The organism is Acinetobacter sp. YH12126 (genome assembly GCF_013418745.1).
In the GTDB taxonomy this organism is placed as follows: Bacteria; Pseudomonadota; Gammaproteobacteria; order Pseudomonadales; family Moraxellaceae; genus Acinetobacter; species Acinetobacter amyesii.
The window spans coordinates 397,051-414,140 of the sequence record NZ_VPBM01000002.1; the positions used below are offsets into that span (position 1 = coordinate 397,051).

16 protein-coding genes and 1 pseudogene are annotated in these 17,090 nt (G+C 42.5%); 7 read left to right on the forward strand and 10 right to left on the reverse strand.

The window, feature by feature from the left end; translation table 11 throughout:
• Positions 1-21: 21 nt before the first annotated feature.
• Positions 22-1,599 carry a glutamate--cysteine ligase gene (gene gshA / locus FTU62_RS01905; protein ID WP_180024649.1) on the reverse strand — a complete coding sequence of 526 codons (1,578 nt, stop codon included), beginning with the start codon at positions 1,597-1,599 and terminating at the stop codon, positions 22-24.
• A gap of 210 nt (positions 1,600-1,809) precedes the next feature.
• Between gshA and FTU62_RS01910 the strand changes: the two genes are divergently transcribed.
• The 4 genes from FTU62_RS01910 to FTU62_RS01925 all read left to right on the forward strand — a co-directional run bounded on the left by FTU62_RS01910 (position 1,810) and on the right by FTU62_RS01925 (position 5,003).
• The gene (locus tag FTU62_RS01910) at positions 1,810-2,349 is read left to right on the forward strand and encodes a DUF924 family protein (protein ID WP_180101683.1); all 540 of its coding nucleotides are present in this window, start codon (positions 1,810-1,812) and stop codon (positions 2,347-2,349) included.
• A 59-nt stretch (positions 2,350-2,408) separates the two neighbouring features.
• Positions 2,409-2,966, forward strand: coding sequence for a hypothetical protein (locus FTU62_RS01915; protein ID WP_180101684.1), 558 nt, complete (start codon positions 2,409-2,411; stop codon positions 2,964-2,966).
• A 26-nt stretch (positions 2,967-2,992) separates the two neighbouring features.
• On the forward strand, positions 2,993-4,303 hold the full coding sequence (locus FTU62_RS01920) for a DUF445 domain-containing protein (protein WP_180101685.1): 1,311 nt from the start codon (positions 2,993-2,995) through the stop codon (positions 4,301-4,303).
• 106 nt (positions 4,304-4,409) lie between these two features.
• Entirely contained in the window at positions 4,410-5,003 is a 594-nt protein-coding gene (locus tag FTU62_RS01925) for a hypothetical protein (protein ID WP_180101686.1), read from the forward strand.
• A 59-nt stretch (positions 5,004-5,062) separates the two neighbouring features.
• Here FTU62_RS01925 and FTU62_RS01930 read toward each other — a convergent pair whose 3' ends face one another.
• A complete protein-coding gene (locus tag FTU62_RS01930; RefSeq protein ID WP_373886315.1) occupies positions 5,063-5,350 on the reverse strand; it encodes a DUF2798 domain-containing protein in 288 nt (95 codons plus the stop codon).
• A 177-nt stretch (positions 5,351-5,527) separates the two neighbouring features.
• On the opposite strand from FTU62_RS01930, the gene argS reads away from it, so the two are divergent.
• Positions 5,528-7,318 carry an arginine--tRNA ligase gene (gene argS, locus FTU62_RS01935; RefSeq protein WP_180101688.1) on the forward strand — a complete coding sequence of 597 codons (1,791 nt, stop codon included), beginning with the start codon at positions 5,528-5,530 and terminating at the stop codon, positions 7,316-7,318.
• 245 nt (positions 7,319-7,563) lie between these two features.
• Positions 7,564-8,163: an SPOR domain-containing protein gene (locus FTU62_RS01940; RefSeq protein ID WP_078193250.1), complete on the forward strand. Its 600-nt coding sequence runs from the start codon at positions 7,564-7,566 to the stop codon at positions 8,161-8,163.
• A gap of 145 nt (positions 8,164-8,308) precedes the next feature.
• On the opposite strand, the gene asd is transcribed toward FTU62_RS01940, so the two are convergent.
• From asd to FTU62_RS01965, 5 genes and pseudogenes are all read right to left on the reverse strand, one after another.
• Positions 8,309-9,160, reverse strand: a complete 852-nt coding sequence (gene asd / locus FTU62_RS01945; protein ID WP_078193251.1) for an archaetidylserine decarboxylase — start codon at positions 9,158-9,160, stop codon at positions 8,309-8,311.
• Positions 9,157-10,005, reverse strand: a complete 849-nt coding sequence (locus FTU62_RS01950; protein ID WP_180008663.1) for a sulfurtransferase — start codon at positions 10,003-10,005, stop codon at positions 9,157-9,159. Before FTU62_RS01950 ends, asd begins: the two co-directional genes overlap by 4 nt.
• A 153-nt stretch (positions 10,006-10,158) precedes the next feature.
• The gene (pncB, locus tag FTU62_RS01955; RefSeq protein WP_180011649.1) at positions 10,159-11,367 is read right to left on the reverse strand and encodes a nicotinate phosphoribosyltransferase; all 1,209 of its coding nucleotides are present in this window, start codon (positions 11,365-11,367) and stop codon (positions 10,159-10,161) included.
• A 146-nt stretch (positions 11,368-11,513) separates the two neighbouring features.
• Positions 11,514-12,014: pseudogene (locus tag FTU62_RS01960) on the reverse strand (ankyrin repeat domain-containing protein).
• A gap of 181 nt (positions 12,015-12,195) precedes the next feature.
• Entirely contained in the window at positions 12,196-13,713 is a 1,518-nt protein-coding gene (locus FTU62_RS01965) for a catalase (protein ID WP_180101689.1), read from the reverse strand.
• A 229-nt stretch (positions 13,714-13,942) separates the two neighbouring features.
• Here FTU62_RS01965 and dtd point away from each other — a divergent pair, with 229 nt between their 5' ends.
• Positions 13,943-14,383, forward strand: a complete 441-nt coding sequence (dtd, locus tag FTU62_RS01970) for a D-aminoacyl-tRNA deacylase (RefSeq protein ID WP_180101690.1) — start codon at positions 13,943-13,945, stop codon at positions 14,381-14,383.
• 79 nt (positions 14,384-14,462) lie between these two features.
• Here the strand turns inward: dtd and FTU62_RS01975 are convergent, their stop codons facing one another.
• The 3 genes from FTU62_RS01975 to serB all read right to left on the reverse strand — a co-directional run bounded on the left by FTU62_RS01975 (position 14,463) and on the right by serB (position 17,066).
• Positions 14,463-14,942 carry an SCP2 sterol-binding domain-containing protein gene (locus tag FTU62_RS01975; RefSeq protein ID WP_078190615.1) on the reverse strand — a complete coding sequence of 160 codons (480 nt, stop codon included), beginning with the start codon at positions 14,940-14,942 and terminating at the stop codon, positions 14,463-14,465.
• A 156-nt stretch (positions 14,943-15,098) separates the two neighbouring features.
• Entirely contained in the window at positions 15,099-15,431 is a 333-nt protein-coding gene (gene aciT, locus FTU62_RS01980; RefSeq protein WP_078190616.1) for an AciT family ciprofloxacin tolerance protein, read from the reverse strand.
• 414 nt (positions 15,432-15,845) lie between these two features.
• Positions 15,846-17,066, reverse strand: a complete 1,221-nt coding sequence (gene serB, locus FTU62_RS01985) for a phosphoserine phosphatase SerB (RefSeq protein ID WP_111885109.1) — start codon at positions 17,064-17,066, stop codon at positions 15,846-15,848.
• Positions 17,067-17,090: the final 24 nt, after the last annotated feature.

Sequence of the window (17,090 nt, forward strand, 5' to 3'; positions counted from 1 at the left end):
GGTAAATCCTCTTAAAATTTTTTATCTAAAGTTTTTCAAATATTCTTCAAAACTCAAGGTACAGTCTTGCTCAAGTTCAGCCTGTTTTTCTAAAGACTGCTCAGCAGCTTGTGCAAAATATGCAGCAGTTTCAGGGCTCAAGACATGCTGCTCATACACTTCAGCATGTTGTAAGGCCATAAAGCTACCAAAGCCCCAAGTTCCACCTTGTTCTAAAGTATCGCTAATCATACGTGCCGACAATGTTTCATCGACTTCATCGATGCGTGATTGCATCACAGCCATTGCCTGAGTGTAAATATCTGTATTGTAAGAATCATCCAGCAATTCAGCCAACGGTTGCATCGCAGCAACATGTGTACGACACCATGTTTCAATTGGAACCGCTTGGCCTTGCTGTAAAATCACTGCGTTTGGCGCACGACCACGGTTTACCACTTCCGCTTGATTTTTCTCAATTTCATTTTGTTCGGCATCTAACAATGCTGGGCTGTCTTGCAATAAACAGTATAAAGCCACCACTTCGAGCAAGCCTGCCGTGTCTTCATTGATCCCAATCGGGCTATAAGGATTGACGTCTACCGCACGTAATTCAACATAACCTACGCCACGATTTTGCAGGGCTTCAGATGGTGTTTCACCATCCTGTGGCACTTGTTTCGGACGAACCAAACTGTAGTATTCATTTTCAATTTGCAACACATGGTCATTAATTTGAATCGGTTCACCCTGTTCATCATTTAAACCTAAATGACTAAATGCGGCATACGGGGTATGGACCGCTTTTTGCAAACCTTCTAAATACGCCTGAATGTCGTTGTAGTGAATCCCTAACTGTTTTTGTGCCGAATTTTGATAACCAAAATTTCCCATACGCAGCGCCGTTGCATAGGGTAAAAATAGCGTGCCTTTTAAGAGCGGTAACAGCTGATGTTCACGTCCGGTCATAAAACATTTACACACCGACGGGCTCGCCCCAACCAAAAACATCACCAATGGCGTTAAACGGATAAAATTACGGATCAGGCCAAAATAACGATGACTGCGATAATCCTGTAAGCTCAATGCTTTAAGGGCATCGTCAGTTTCGTGCTGTTGCAGTGCTTCAAAGAAATGATCTGGGAAGGATAAATTATAATGCACCCCTGAAATGGTCTGCATCCGGCGACCATAGCGCACCCCTAAACCACGACGGTACAAGGTTTTAAAACGTCCTATATTCGAGCTGCCATATTGCGCTAAACGAATACTGTCTTCGTCTTTATCCAACATGCATGGCATCGACAATGGCCAAAGTTTTTCACCATGTTCTAAATGCGTATGTGCAACAGCATGAATATCTTGCAGATAGTTCAACGCCTCTGTAATAGTTTCTTTTGGCGGCGTGATAAATTCCATTAAAGCTTCAGAATAGTCTGTCGTGATATGCGGATGAGTCAAAGCCGCACCCAAAGCTTGGGGATGGTCGGCCTGAGACAAGAAACCGTTGCTTTGCATACGTAAGCTTTCACGCTCAATACCGCGCAACATTCCTTTAATCAGCGAAGAATCTACCCAAGTCGGTAAAATGTCTTGAGAGGTCGATTCGGGTTGACTCATTGCTATCTCGCTTAAATGGAAGAAACTACTAAAATAAAATCATCAGTTTATATCAGTATAACGCGATTTGAAGTGGGCATATGACCCACTGTATAGTTTTGAGACAAACCGTGATTTTATTTTGGCAATTTTTTATCACAAACTTACTCTATATGACATTTGAAATTTGTGATTTTATAAACAAATATATGCTAATAATGCTTAAAACTTATGAATTATCAAGATATTCTCGAATTTTGGTTTAACCCAGAAAATCAGCCCAATTGGTTCGCTAAAAGCAATAATTTTGATGTTTTAATCGAAAAAAAGTTTAAAGACATCCATCAAGCGGCCAGTCAAGCAGAACTGTGGCAATGGCGTACTACTGCCGAAGGTCGATTGGCTGAAATTATTGTTTTAGATCAATTTTCTCGAAATTTATTCCGTGACTCTGGCTTGGCTTTTGCCCAAGATGCACTGGCTTTGGCGCTTGCACAAGAAGCTATCGCGCAGGGTTTAGATCTACAATTAAGCCCTCAACAGCGCTCATTTTTATATATGCCTTTTATGCATAGCGAATCGACAAAAATCCATCAAAGCGCGTTAAAATTATTTGAGCAACTGGGCAATCCGATCAACTTAGAATTTGAAAAAAAGCATAAAGTGATTATCGATCGATTTGGACGTTACCCGCATCGCAATGCGGTATTGGGCAGAACATCCACAGCAGAGGAATTGGAATTTTTAACCCAGCCCAATTCTAGCTTTTAATTGACGGCTTTTGGCCAGTATCTCCCCTTGCCATGAACCGACTAAACAGGAGTGTGCGCATGAACAAACTCATTATCGCAGCAGCCATAACCGCAGCACTGGGCTTCACCGGCTGCGCAAGCACCCCATCGAAGCCTTTAACCTTCGAACAATTGGGTCGTTATGCTGCAACGCCATTAAATGCTCAAAGCTATCGGATTAGCTTCCAAGCTAGACCCAATATGAGCTATGGTACTGCCGAAGAAATCACCTTGGTTAAAGCCGCTCAAACCACCCTACACAATGGCTTTCAATATTTTAAAGTCATGGATGACCCGAGTAATCGGAGTCAAAAACCGCCGCGCCAAGCGGTGATTTACCCAGACCCAATGCCTTATCCATATGGCTATTACCGTCGCCATCCTGGTTTTTGGCCAGGCCCGTTTTATGACGTTCCACAGGTGGTCACACTCGATCCAACTCAAGTTTCCTACAGTATTACTTGCTATAAAGATCGTGCCAAAGCCCCTCAGGATGCCTTTGATGCTCGCTTGATTTTGCAGTCACTCGGAGCTAAATATGGTTTAGACAGCCAAGGAAATCCTTTGCCTGTAGCCGCTGAGCCCACCTCTAAATAAGTCAACCCATAGAGACCCGATCATTGATGAGCCCAACTGAACAGCCCGCTGTTTCACCTAGTCTGCAACGCAGTAAACGCTTCGCCACCATTGCTTTGGTGGTGGCGGTGCTGGCGTGGATTGCATTGATGATCGCAGCTAAATTGCTGCCCGAATACGTCTGGCTCATTCATATTTTAATGCTTTCAGCAGAAGCTGGAGTGGTTGGTGGTTTGGCAGACTGGTATGCGATAACCGTTTTATTTCGCAATCCCTTTGGTCGTATTCCGATTCCTAAATTTTTACGTGACCACACAGAAATTATTCCTCGTAATAAAGCACGCATTGCCGAGTCAATGGGCCGCTTTGTTCAGGAGAATTTTCTTTCACCACAAGTGGTTGAAAAAAGCTTAGCGGAGACGGATCTCTCTCTTGCCGTCGGGAAATGGTTGGCCAATCCGCACAATAATGCTCAAGTGACCCAAGTCATTCAGCAAACGGTACCGAAAATTTTCGAATTTGTCGGTCAGGAACAAATTGGACAATTTATCCAAAATAACAGCATGCAATGGGTACGCAATACGCAAGTCAACCATCTTGCCAGTGAAATGCTACGGGCAGTTTTAGAAAATGACTTCCATCAAGATGTGTTACAGCGCGGGCTCGATTTAGCCCATGATTGGGTCACACAGCATCCAGAACAAACCCGCGACCTTTCACGCCAGTTGTTTAAAGAACTTGGGGTATGGAAGTTAGCTAAAGGCGCCAGCTGGATCGGCATTGATGTACAACAACGCACCATTGATTCACTGGTCAGTCGTGTCGAGTCGATGCTTGCCGACCATGAACATCCGTGGCGTCGAAAAATTGAAGAAATGGCACAGCAACTCATGCATGAGTTGGCAGACAATCAAAGTGTAGCCAGCCAACGCCTGAACAGTACCAAAGATGCCATGCTCGATAGTCCACAAATGTTGAATTTTATCAGTGGCGCAGTGGTGATTTTATGCGATGCCATTCGTTCTGATTTAGAAAAGCCCAACTCTGGCATTGCACAAAACCTACGCGTCGCCATTCAACAAATGGGCGAAAATATTGTCTCTAACGTCGCTGTACGCCAATTGTTGAATGAAAAAATGAGTGATATTGCCATCAATCTCTCTGATCAATACAGCGAAAAAGTCATTCGGTTTATCAGTGAACGTATACATGAATGGGACTCACGTGAAATGATCGATAAGATCGAAAACGAAGTCGGTGGCGACTTGCATATGATTCGAGTCAATGGTGTCGTGGTCGGTGGTTTTATTGGCCTCGCACTGGGGATTATTCGTGCCTGTGTAGAATGGCTGCTTTAGCCGCCTGCAGCAGTCCTCCTCAAAGGAGATTGGCCGCAAGTTTGAGCTTTATGCGTAGAACCGTTAAACTTTGCCGATCCGAAAATTTAATAGAACAATAAAATCTATGCATTTACCTGCCATCTATACACTACCATTCATTCTAATCATCAGTAGCTTAAGCGCTTGCCAGACCATTTCCAAAACCAGTAGCACAGTCAGCGACAAAGTGATGGGCATGCTCGGTAAAGAAAAAGCCCCTGAAATCGATAAAAAAGGCACTATCGATATCAGCAAAAGTACCCAACAACAGTTAGAAACTCTGCTGACCAATATGCCGAAAAATCAGTGGATCTATATTGAAAATGATCAACAAGGCACATCTACCCTCAAAAATAAATCGGCAGACAATTTCACCTTGAGCCTCAAATTGAATTGCAAAATCAGCACTCAGCGCCCAACGTTCAGTTTAAGCAATGCAGATGGCCAAGACATCCTAAAAGCCCATGACACGAATGTGGGACAAATTCAAATTCTGCTCGACAATAAAAACTTTGGAAATCCGTTTGAGACAGCCAATCAGCAAAAGTTCCAAAACTTTAAAACCGCTATCGCTCAAGCTAAAGTCATCAAAGTGTTTAATGCCTCAAAACTCTATACCTTCCAAAACAACAAAGCCGAGTTACTCTCTAAAGCGGTGAGTTGTCGCGATAGCTTATAAATATTCAAGGCAAAATGTGGTAAGTCACCGTTTGACTCAGCTGTGACTTACATGCAGGCTTATTTTACAGGTGGCTGCGGCCCTGACATATCGACCAACAGGCCTGTAAACTTTCGAACAAAAGGCAATAAAATTAGCACAATAGGAAAAGCAATTGCCCAAGAAATCATCCAATTATGCAGCCATAGGGTAAGAAAACCCTCAAACCAACCTAAATTTCTGAGCATATTAATAAACGAAATAATGCCGCTCATGAGACAAGACAAAATAAACGGCACGATAATCAGCGCCCAACGTGCAGCTAACTTCGGCACATTGCCAAAAATTTTAGGGGTGGGTTGTGACATGTCCATATACTCAAGCAGTGATCCTGAATCGCTAAACCACTTATATCGTTTTACTTCGATATAAGCAATGCTTCACTTTTATCGAATATTTTTTATTCGCAACAAATGGGTTCACCTAAAGAGCCTGAAATTTGCTATATTTACCGTTTTTCTGCGACATTTATTTTTCGACTGATTATGAATACGGCAATACAAGCAGCGCTCGATCATGCAGTGCAATCCCTTCAAGCTGAAGGTGTACTCCCAACTGACTGGAACAATACTAGCAATTTGACCCGAACCAAAGACCGAAGCCACGGTGACTTTGCGTCAAACATTGCCATGATTGCCTCTAAAGCTGCAGGTATGAAGCCGCGTGATTTAGCCGAAAAAATTCTGGCAAATCTTCCAGAAGTCGCAGATATCAGCAAAGCAGAAATTGCAGGTCCTGGCTTTATTAACTTCTTTTTAAATGCTGACCAACGTTTTGCTGTCTTAGACCAAATTCAAGCTCAGAAAGATCAGTTCGGTCGCACACAGGCCAATGCTGAAAAACGTGTTCAAGTGGAATTCGTTTCAGCCAACCCAACGTCTAGCCTACACGTTGGTCATGGTCGTGGCGCAGCTTACGGTATGACCGTTGCCAATCTTCTTGAAGCAACAGGTGCTAAAGTTGACCGTGAATACTATGTCAACGATGCTGGCCGTCAAATGGATATCTTGGCGACATCGACTTACTTGCGTTATTTAGAATTGACCGGTCAACAACTGATCTTCCCTAAAAATGCATACCAAGGCGACTACGTTAAAGAAATCGCACAAAGCATTATCGACAAAGATGGCGATGCTTATGTACGCCCTGTTGCCGACATCTACAAAGATGTTCCTGAAGATGTGCAATATGCTGCCGAACTCGATAGCGAAGGCAATAAAGTCGTTGTTTCAGGTGATAAAGAAAAACACATTGATGGTTTGATTCATAATTCACAAAACCATTTGGCTGCGGGTTACCGTGTGTTCCATCAAGCTGCGCTGAAAGCCATTCTTGATGACATTAAAGATGACCTCGGTGAATTTGGCGTGACTTTCAATCAATGGTTCAGCGAAGCAACCTTGACTGAAAAAATTGATGAAGCATTACAAATGCTCGATCAACGTGGTTTCTTATACGAAAAAGATGGCAACATCTGGTTCAAATCAACTGAATTTGGTGATGAAAAAGACCGTGTTGTGAAACGTCGTAATGGTCAGACTACATACTTCGCATCCGACATTGCTTATCACTTAAATAAACTACAACGCGGCTATACCGATATCGTGGATATCTGGGGTTCAGACCACCACGGTTATATCGCACGTGTGAAAGCAGCGATTGATGCGCTTGGCTATGATTCTAAAAAATTGACTGTGCTATTGGTTCAATTTGTGAGCCTATGGCGTGGCGGCGAGATGGTTCAAATGTCATCTCGTTCAGGTCAATTCGTGACTTTACGTGACTTACGTAAAGAAGTGGGCAACGATGCTGCTCGTTTCTACTACGTCATGCGTAAATCAGAACAACACATTGACTTCGACTTAGACCTTGCTGTGTCTCAAAGTAAAGACAATGCGGTGTACTACATCCAATACGCACACGCACGTATCTGCCGTATGCTCGAAAAAGCTGCTGCGACAGACGTTCAATTCTCTGCTGAAGCTGCACGTCAATTTGCAGCTAAACTTGAGTTAGAAGCTGAAACTGAAGTTCTTGCTAAACTTGCGGCTTACCCTGAAATTGTGATTCGTGCAGCAAACAGCTATGAACCACACCAAGTGGGTAACTACTTGAAAGAATTAGCGGCGTTGTTCCATGGTTGGTACAATGAAAATAAAGTCTTGGGTGATGATGCAGAACTGACTCAAGCACGCTTATTACTGTCTGTAAACGTACAGCAAGTTTTACGCAATGGTCTTGAATTATTGGGTGTGAGTGCGCCTGAATCAATGTAAGCCATTCTTAGTATACGTTAGAATCCGTCCATGTATGAACCATATACATTGACGCCTATACAGGCTCTTTATGAGCCTGTATTTTCATGGATATTCAGTCATCTTTAAATGAAAACTTGAAGATGTTGAAATTGTGAAAATTAAACATAAACAGCATGACAGTCATGTAATATATAATAATCAGAACTTGGTTTTGGGTCAGTTCCCACTAGGTTCGTAACAATTACAATTAAAGAGGTTTCCTCGTGTTTGGAAAAACGCAACGCGGTGTATCAGAGCGGCCAAATCAGCCTAAAAAACCATTGATTCCTGCATGGTTAGGTACACTTGTGATCATTTTAATCGTGTTGAGTTTCTTAGTGGCCTTGATGTTATGGAAACCATGGGAGCCGGTAAAACCGAAAGGTCAAATTACCTCTGAACACTACCAAGAAGAAACCAATAAAGATTACCGTTTTTATGATCTGTTGCCTCAGCAACAAGTCACCCCGATTCCAGATCAAGCTGTGCCTGAAACAGATACCAAAGAAACCGTGGTGATCGTTGAAGCACCTGAAACGGATACCACTACACCGACTGAGCCGGGTATTGAAGCCACAGAAACAACACCTGCCCCTGCAAGCTATATTTTGCAAGTGCGTAGCTATGATGACCCTGACCAAGCCGATGCCCGTCGTGCAGAAATTATTTTAAATGGCTTATCTGCCGATGTGATCCAAAGTAATGAGAATGGCAAAGTTTGGTATCGCGTCGTGTCTGGCCCCTATGATTCACAAGAAGCTGCTGTGATTGCACAGCAAACTTTACGTCATAGCAGTATCGACTCGATTGTCGTAAAACGCTAAATTTTGCAATAAAAAAAAGCGCCTGATGGCGCTTTTTTTTATTCATTCCTTTAATAAGGGGAGGTTAGAAGGGATTCTTTTTTGAATACATCAGCTTAGCTCAAAAACCTCTCCCTAACCCTCTGCTAAAAGGAGAGGGAATTCATTAAATGGTATGCCCTAAAGCTTCGCCCATCACCACAGTCGAGTTGGCTTTAAAGGTCGCATCCCATTGCATTTTGTTTTCTTCAAACAACACAACCGCTGTTGAACCTAAATAGAAACGGCCCAATTCTGCACCTTTTTCTAAGAATAAATCGTGTTGATTCAGTTCCAAACGCCCTGTCGGTTTAACTTTACCTGTAGCCACGGTTTCAATACCTGCCACGATCATTGCACCTACCAGTACGACCGCCATACGACCAACTTCTGTATCAAATAAGCAGACCATGCGTTCATTACGAGCGAATAAACCCGGAATATTTTCAGCAGTGGTTTGGTTTACAGAGAATAATTCACCCGGTACATACAAAGTTTCTGTCAATGTCCCTGCAAATGGCATATGTACACGGTGGTAGTCTTTTGGAGACAAATAGACCGTAGCAAACTGACCATTTTTAAACGGCTCAGCCAATTGTGGATCGGCAATCAGGTTTTCAACAGTGAACTTCTGCCCTTTGGCCTGAAATACATCACCATTTTCAATTTTACCCAGTTGAGAAATTGCACCATCTGCGGGTGAAACAACACTGTTGGCATTTGCATCAACTACACGTACGCCTTCTTTTAAAGAACGAGTGAAAAATTCATTGAATGATTTAAATTTTAAGGCATTGCTTTGCTCAGCAATCGACATGTCGATGCCATACTGTGCTTTAAATGCGGTAATCACAGCATTTTTCACCACAGGGTTTTCACTCGCAGCCAATTTACCGACGATACGTGATAATTTGTGCTGTGGAACAACACGCTGAGCTTGAATAAAAATTTGTTTTTTTAACTGAGATGTAAGGCTCAAGACGGCAACTCTCCGGTGATCACAGGACTATCGAGTCGGTTGCCCCACTCGCTCCACGCACCATCATAAGCTCGAATATTCCAACCGAGTAAACGTCCCAGTATATAAGCTAGGCCCGACCGATGATGGGACTGACAATATACCACCACAGGTTCGTTTAAATTGAATCCCAATTGTTCTAAGCGTTGTTGTGTGCGTTCTAAAGGATGCAATTTTAAATGATTTTCCCGGTTAAGGGCAGTACTCCATTCGAAATGTCGTGCCCCCGGAATGTGACCGCCGCGTCGCGCAGCCAAACGTAGGCCTGTATATTCATCTTCGGTACGGCAGTCCCATACTTGGATCTGCTCCTGCTGTACACGAGCCAATAGCTCATCATAATCTGTTTGATACTGAGCACGCGCCTCTGCACTTACTTCAACCAATGGGCTCACGGGTTCAAATTGCTCAATTTCAGACGAGGTCGGTAAGCCTGCCCCTAGCCAAGCATGGATGCCACCATTGAGGAGACTGGTATTTTCAAAACCGAGGCAATGTAAGTTCCAAATCAGTCGACCAGCCCATGCCCCACCTTCATCGTCATACACTACTACATGATGTTCTGGACTGATATTCAGATAGCTGATGAGCTGTTCTAAACCGGCTTGGTCAGGTAAAAGCCCCATCGCTTGTTCTTCTTGGCGCACTAACAGTTTCGGCTGCACATGCAGTGCATGTGGAATATGCAATTGGTCATAAACCGAACGACGACTCAAATCGACGATCCGTAGTTTTTCATTACCAAGATGTGGAACCAATTCTTCCGCTTCAATCAGCAGACCAAAATTCAGTGTAGATGCTGTCATCGTTGTTCGTGTTGTATTTTGTGCGATTAAATTCGATCTTAGCATAAGTCATTTTCACTATTATTCTGAATTTTTGCATTCCTTTAGCAATATTTTAGATATAAAAAAGCCGAATCATTGATTCGGCTTTTTTATTTTTATCTAATGCTGTGTTTAAGCGCTAACTTCAGAGATGTCAAACACCTGACGTAGATACGCTAAGAAAGTATCATTATCCGTCATGGTTTTACCCGGACTGTCGGAAATTTTTGCCACAGATTGACCATTACATTCAACCAACTTCAGCACGATATTCAGTGCAGTTTGTCCCATATCATTGGTCAAGTTGGTGCCAATACCAAAACTCACTTGGAAACGGTCTTTAAAGTAATTGTGTAAATCCCAAGCTTTTTCAATGTTCAAGCCATCACTAAAAGTCAGCATTTTGGTTTTACTGTCAATTTTAAGCTTTTTGTAATGTGCATAGGCTTTATCGCCCCATTCATACGGGTCGCCACTGTCATGACGTAAACCGTCGAATAATTTGGCAAAGTACAAATCGAAGTCACGTAGGAACGCATCCATACCGACAACGTCCGTTAAGGCTATTCCTAAGTCACCGCGGTATTCCTGCACCCATGTTTCTAGCGCAGACTTCTGGAAGTTACGTAGACGAACATCAAGCGCTTGGAATGCTTGTAGGAACTCATGCGCCATCGTACCAATTGGAGTAATGTTCAAGTCTTTGGCAATCAGAACATTACTTGTACCGCGGAAAATATACGGTGAAGCCTGATTTAATTCTTCAATTACATGCTTTTGCCATGCATAACTATAACGACGACGCGTGCCAAAATCAGAGACCAAGAATGGTGGATCGTTTGGATTTTGCCGTGCTTCATACTGCTTCAGCAAGGCAATCTTATGTTGCAAACGGCGCTCACCTTCGGCTAAAACTTCGGGTGTACGAATACGTTGGAAATATAATTCATTGACGATGGCTAAAACAAAGATTTCAAACATCATCGCTTGAACCATTGGGCCTTCTACCCAAATGTCGAGTCGACCTTCATCATCAATACCCGCTTTAATAAAACGGCGTTTAAGCTGAAATAATTCAAGATAATCAACAAAATCGCTTTTAATAAAACGTAAACTGCGTAAATACTGCAATTCATCTTCTTTAAACTTCAACTGACAAAGCATGTCGAGCTGCATGTTTAAATCATCCAAAATTTCAACCAGTGGATAGGCTGTATCGTCCAAGTTACGGCAGCGAAAGTGATACACACTATGGGTTTGCGGAAATTTGTGTAACACCACCTGAAGCATGGTGAATTTATACAGATCTGTGTCTAATAAGGATTGGATGATTGGAGACATAAAGACTTTCAGTTTTTATCAACTCTTTGCATTAAAGCATACTTTATTGATAAAAAGCCGATTGATTTAGTGGAATAACTTATAAATCACCGCGATTCATCGACTTTTTTCATTTTTTTTGCTGAAGCTGAGCGCGATCAAGCTCACTATTTTTTGAGTAACTGTCGATATTTTTCTTCTTGACCAAATTCACGCGCAAACTGTTCTGCAGTCTTTTGCCCCATTTTTTTGGCATTTGCATCGCAATCCACTTGGCGTAATTGCTTTGCAATCGCCCATTCTAATTTAAACATGGCACCCATCAATGCGGTGTTGCCTTTATTGTCACGTGCGCAGCGGTCTGCACCTTGTTCCAGCAAACGAGTCACAATATTTTGATGACCATAATAGGTCGCCATCATCAGTGGTGTAAAACCCGAAGCATTGCGCACATCGACCGGAAAACCGTGCTTAAGAAATTCATTGATGACTTCTTCATTGCCAGTTTTGGCTGCAGCAAAGAAAATTGCGATCAATTCCTATTGTGAGGTCATCTGATCGCTTGCAGTTGCTTTAGCGGGGGAGATATCTTCCGCGATTGCCACGTTTGCGAATGCGGAACCAAACGCTAGAAGACTGGCTAAAGTCAAATGTTGCATAACTTTCATGATGAACTCCAACAGAAATCGAATGTAGAATTGAATTAGAAATAATTCATTTCATAAAAATGAATATTTAAGGAGTGCCTATGAAACTCCCCCTAGGGTGCAGGAAAGGTATGGAGCTTCATAGGACTTTTTTGAGGTAACGTTCTAGACCCTAGTTACCAATCCTTAAGACTGATCGAAATTAGTCTTTCAGTTGTGCTGCTTTAGCTTTTACAGTTGCAAGGTTACCGTTTACTGCTTTAGTCATACGCATACCGTAGTCTGCATCTGCTTTGTAGAAGTAAGACAACATGATGTGCTTGGTTTCAGAATCTTTTACGTTGCCAAGATCCGCAGCCAAGTTCATGATTAAATCGTCTTTTTCTTTAGCAGAGTATGAACGGTAAAGCTCACCCGCTTGCTTGAAGTTTTGCTCTTTGGTACCGATCTGTTGAACTGTGCCTGTCAGCGGAGTTTGAACAGCGCGTGCTTTCTCAGTGGCAGCTTTAGGCACTTTACGGCTTGGCTCGTAGTTCACGTCAGAATCACGCTCGCTAACATTCATGTAGCCATCTTGGTTGTTGTTGTTTACAGCAACTAATGGACGGTTGACTGGAATTTGCTGGTGGTTCGCGCCTAAACGGTACATTTGAGTATCTGAGTAAGAGAAGATACGACCTTGTAATAGACGGTCTTCTGAAGGCTCGATACCTGGAACTAAGTTACCTGGAGCCAATGCCACTTGTTCAGTTTCATTGAAGAAGTTTTTCGGCATACGGTTCAGCGTTAACGTACCGACTTTAGTTTCTGGAACTAGGTTCGTCGGCCAGATTTTTGTTGGATCAAGCGGGTCAAAATCAAAGCTGTTTAAATCTTTAGGATCTAACACTTGGATATAAAGATCCCATTTCGGGAATTTGCCCGCGTTGATGTTGTTATAAAGATCGTTAGTCAAGTGATTAAAATCTTTACCTTGTTGCTCAGCAGCTTCTTTAACGTTCAGACCTTTCACGCCTTGTTTAGAGCGGAAGTTGAATTTAACGTATTTGTATTCGCCTTTGTCGTTATAAAGCTTGTACGCATGTACACCAAAGCCGTCTTGTTCGCGGTAGCTGGTAGGCACGCCTTGGTTACCATACACATAAGTCAACATGTTGGTTGCCCATGGCTGGCTAGACAAGAAATCAAATACGCGGTTTGCGTCTTGAACGTTGTTGATTGGGCTAGGCTTCATGGCATGGATGAAGTCTGGGAATTTGATCGCATCACGGATGAAGAATACTGGAGTTTGGTTACCCACTAAGTCCCAGTTGCCTTCTTGTGTATAGAACTTGATCGCAAAACCGTGCGGGTCACGTAAAGTTTCTGGAGAACCTTTACCATGAATTACAGTCGAGAAACGTAAGAAAACTGGAGTCTTAGTACCTGCTTTGAACAATGAAGCAATGGTGAGATCAGATAAATCTTTAGTTGCAACGAATTCACCATAAGCACCTGTACCACGGGCATGTACCACACGCTCAGGAATACGCTCACGACCAAAACGTTGTAATTTTTGAACCAATTGTACGTCTTGAAGTAGAACTGAACCATTTGGACCCGCAGTAATCGAGTTTTGGTTATCGCCTACTGGTGCACCATTGTCTTTAGTTAATGGCGCTGCTTGAGTTGCCGCTGTTGCTGTTGCTAACATCGCAACCAATAAAGAACGCTTAAACATCGTCTTAATCTCTCTGTTAAATACCTTTCCTGCCCCGCAAAGATACTGATATTTAATAAATAGATAAAACAGATTATTTTTATAAATTCAATCGCATTATTAGATTTATAAAAAATATACATTTCATTTTCAAATGTTTGAGCCCAAAATTTTCTAAACATCGCTTCGAAAGAATGCTGTCTTTGCTACAATCCCTGCCCTATGTTCAATTTTCTACTCGGAAGAATTTATGCGGGCCTTGTTACAACGTGTTTTGGAAGCCAAAGTGGTAGTCGATGGTGAGATCACGGGTGAAATTAATCACGGTATTTTGGTGTTTTTAGGACTTGGCAAAGCTGACGATTTAGAAAAGGGCAAAAAACTGATCGATAAGATCTTGAAATACCGTTTTTTTGATGATGAACAAGGCAAGATGGGCTGGAATGTCAGTCAAGCTGGCGGCGGTATCCTCTTGGTGTCTCAATTTACTCTGATGGCACAAACGCAAAAAGGCCTGCGCCCTGATTTTGGCCCTGCCATGCCGCCAAGCGATGCCAAAGCACTGTATGAACAGCTGGTCGATTACACCAAGCGCCAATATGACCATGTACAAACAGGTATCTTTGCTGCCGACATGAAAGTGCATTTAGTTAATGATGGGCCGGTCACTTTTAATTTAGAAATTGAATAAAAACTAAGTAATAAAAAAGCCCTCAAAAGAGGGCTTTTTTTTAATCCTCCCGCTTAAGGAGGAGAACAAGGCGTAAATCTTACTTACCTGTTTTTTCTTTAATAAACGCACGTGCGATTTTGATTTTTTCTTTAACCGGTTTTGGAAGTTTAGGTGGAATTAACTTCGCCACTTGGTTAAACCAAACCAGTAAACCAAAATCACCTTCCATTTTAATACTGCCATTTTGCATACCCGTCATGAATGCAGTGGGGTCACCTTTCATTAGGGTTTTCACGCCCTGTTCACTGTCCGCAAATTGCAAAATAAAGTCTGCTTTTTCAGCATCGCCTGAAACAGTATCAATCTGTCCATTATTTACAATAATTTGACGTGCAACACCCAAATCTGTACCGATTTGAATACGGAATTGACGTTCATGAACCAATTCAATGAATTTAGGGCTAGTACGTGCAAGCTGTTTCATACGAAGCGCTAAACCTGCCACGAGTAAATCAAGTGGATCCGTACTGACATCAACTAAAGGTAGTTTTACGACAGGAATTGATGATAGTTTCATGACTTAAAGCCTATTGTAATTGTTGGAAAATTGACTGGCTTCATCCTACCATAACTTGGCTTTTGAGAAGTAAGGCTTTGTATCTCAAATCGGACTAATACGTTCATAAAAAAATGCGCCCTCAGGCGCATTTTCATTGAAATTTTGTTCTGGCACTTATCGGCTCGAACATTGCTGTTCTTCATCATATACAGGCGTGTGCTCTATACATTGGCGCTTTGCCATCGCACGCTCTGCACGGCGGTCTTCACGTAACAATACTAAAGTGAATACCACCATTGCGGCCATTAATGCCGTTAAATAACTATAAGTCACTGATAATTCAAACATGGTTTGTGTACCAAATCGAATTACTTCAATGAGTCCCCACACCAGCATCCCCGCCAGCATAAAACTTAACCAGCGACGATAAGGCGAGAAGAAAACAGCAATCACAGCCGCCGATACCAAGCTCAGGCCAACGATTGTTGCTAAATTCGCTGTTAACATAAAAACCTCCGTCATTTGACAACTGACATCTCTTGTCTTACAGGATGCTGAGCCGTCTCACTACTGTATCTTCAGTAAATAGATTTGGTCGATCTCAATCTCTTGCAAGCATTATGCTGAGTTTTTTGCATAAAAAAAGTCTCGTTTTTTGTCCATGCGACACACCTTGTCGCAACATTATTTTGTCATTACATTTTTTCTTTTTAAAGAATTTCTAGAACAATGATGGCATCTCGTTTCGAGTGTCATTACAAAAAAAACAGCTGGTTTTAGGCTAAAAAAATTAATTTTTCGAATGCTGTTAATCGTTGTTTTTATCGACAATTTTCTTCTACCGTTCATCGGATGAGCTGAATTCTTGGCATAAAAAAACGCAGCCTTTTGGCTACGTTTTTGACTGTGCCTTAAATGGTTTTAAGCACGATTTAAATCTTTATCATGCACACCAAGCAGGTAAAGAACACCATCTAGACCCACGCTTGAAATGGCTTGATTGGCATTTTGACGCACTAAAGGTTTCGCACGGAAAGCAACGCCTAAGCCGGCTAAAGACAACATTGGCAAATCATTCGCACCATCACCGACTGCAATGGCTTGTTCTAATGAAATCCCCATTTCTTCAGCGATTTGTGTCAATAAGAAGGCTTTGCGAGCACCATCCACAATATGGCCTTTCACTTCACCCGTTACCGCGCCATCTTGGACGTCCAATACATTGGCATGGACTTCATCGATACCCAGTTTTGCTTGTAGATATTCAGCAAAATACTGAAAACCACCTGACAAAATAGCCGTGCGATAGCCCAGTGATTTAAGCGTTGAAATCAGACGTTCCGCACCTTCTGTAATGGTCAGACGTTCTGCAATCTTAGGCAATACCGAAGCATCCATACCTTTGAGTAATGCCACACGTGCACGGAAACTTTGTTGGAAATCAAGTTCACCTTGCATAGCACGTTCAGTGATTTCAGCCACTTGAGCGCCAACACCCGCTTCAATTGCCAATTCATCAATTACTTCTTGCTCAATCAGCGTCGAGTCCATATCAAAGCAGACCAAACGACGATTACGACGGTAAGCATTGTCCTCTTGAACGGCAACATCTACCCCAAGTTCAGTAGATAGACGTAAACATGCTGCACGCATCGCAGTGGCATCCAACATTTGGCCTTTTAAACCAAATTGAACGCAGGCACGGCGCGGACCTTCGCTCGATCCATCTAACTCTGGACGGCCAGATAAACGAGTCACAGTTTCGATATTGAAGCCTTGGCTCGACACAATATTTGTAACTGCCTGTAAATGAGACGCCTGTAATTCTGGCGCAAGTGCCGTAACGATATAGCGTGTGCGGCCTCCCTCATTTACCCATTGTTGATATTCTGTTGTAGAGATTGGTTTAAAGCGCACAGTTAAGCCAATATCATGTGCTAAAATCAACATCTCCTTCATGGCTAATGCTGTCGCAGTCTGGTCTTCCGACGAAACAACAATACCTAAAGTCAGCTGATTGTGGATGACTGCTTGTCCGACATCTAAAATCTGTAAGGAATGTGCGGACAAAACCTGCATTAATCGTGTAAATTGATTAGGTTGGTCAGGTCCTAAAAGTGATATAAGAATGATTTCTCGCATGAATTGACTCGGGTCTGAGCTACA

Coding starts and splice junctions, on each gene's coding strand:
- FTU62_RS01920 (WP_180101685.1), top strand. CDS start 2,993: ATGAGCCCAACTGAACAGCCCGCTGTTTCACCTAGTCTGCAACGCAGT.
- FTU62_RS01975 (WP_078190615.1), bottom strand. CDS start 14,942: ATGAAACTATCATCAATTCCTGTCGTAAAACTACCTTTAGTTGATGTC.
- pncB (WP_180011649.1), bottom strand. CDS start 11,367: ATGTCTCCAATCATCCAATCCTTATTAGACACAGATCTGTATAAATTC.
- aciT (WP_078190616.1), bottom strand. CDS start 15,431: ATGTTAACAGCGAATTTAGCAACAATCGTTGGCCTGAGCTTGGTATCG.
- FTU62_RS01925 (WP_180101686.1), top strand. CDS start 4,410: ATGCATTTACCTGCCATCTATACACTACCATTCATTCTAATCATCAGT.
- FTU62_RS01915 (WP_180101684.1), top strand. CDS start 2,409: ATGAACAAACTCATTATCGCAGCAGCCATAACCGCAGCACTGGGCTTC.
- FTU62_RS01910 (WP_180101683.1), top strand. CDS start 1,810: ATGAATTATCAAGATATTCTCGAATTTTGGTTTAACCCAGAAAATCAG.
- serB (WP_111885109.1), bottom strand. CDS start 17,066: ATGCGAGAAATCATTCTTATATCACTTTTAGGACCTGACCAACCTAAT.
- FTU62_RS01950 (WP_180008663.1), bottom strand. CDS start 10,005: ATGACAGCATCTACACTGAATTTTGGTCTGCTGATTGAAGCGGAAGAA.
- dtd (WP_180101690.1), top strand. CDS start 13,943: ATGCGGGCCTTGTTACAACGTGTTTTGGAAGCCAAAGTGGTAGTCGAT.
- argS (WP_180101688.1), top strand. CDS start 5,528: ATGAATACGGCAATACAAGCAGCGCTCGATCATGCAGTGCAATCCCTT.
- FTU62_RS01930 (WP_373886315.1), bottom strand. CDS start 5,350: ATGTCACAACCCACCCCTAAAATTTTTGGCAATGTGCCGAAGTTAGCT.
- gshA (WP_180024649.1), bottom strand. CDS start 1,599: ATGAGTCAACCCGAATCGACCTCTCAAGACATTTTACCGACTTGGGTA.
- FTU62_RS01965 (WP_180101689.1), bottom strand. CDS start 13,713: ATGTTTAAGCGTTCTTTATTGGTTGCGATGTTAGCAACAGCAACAGCG.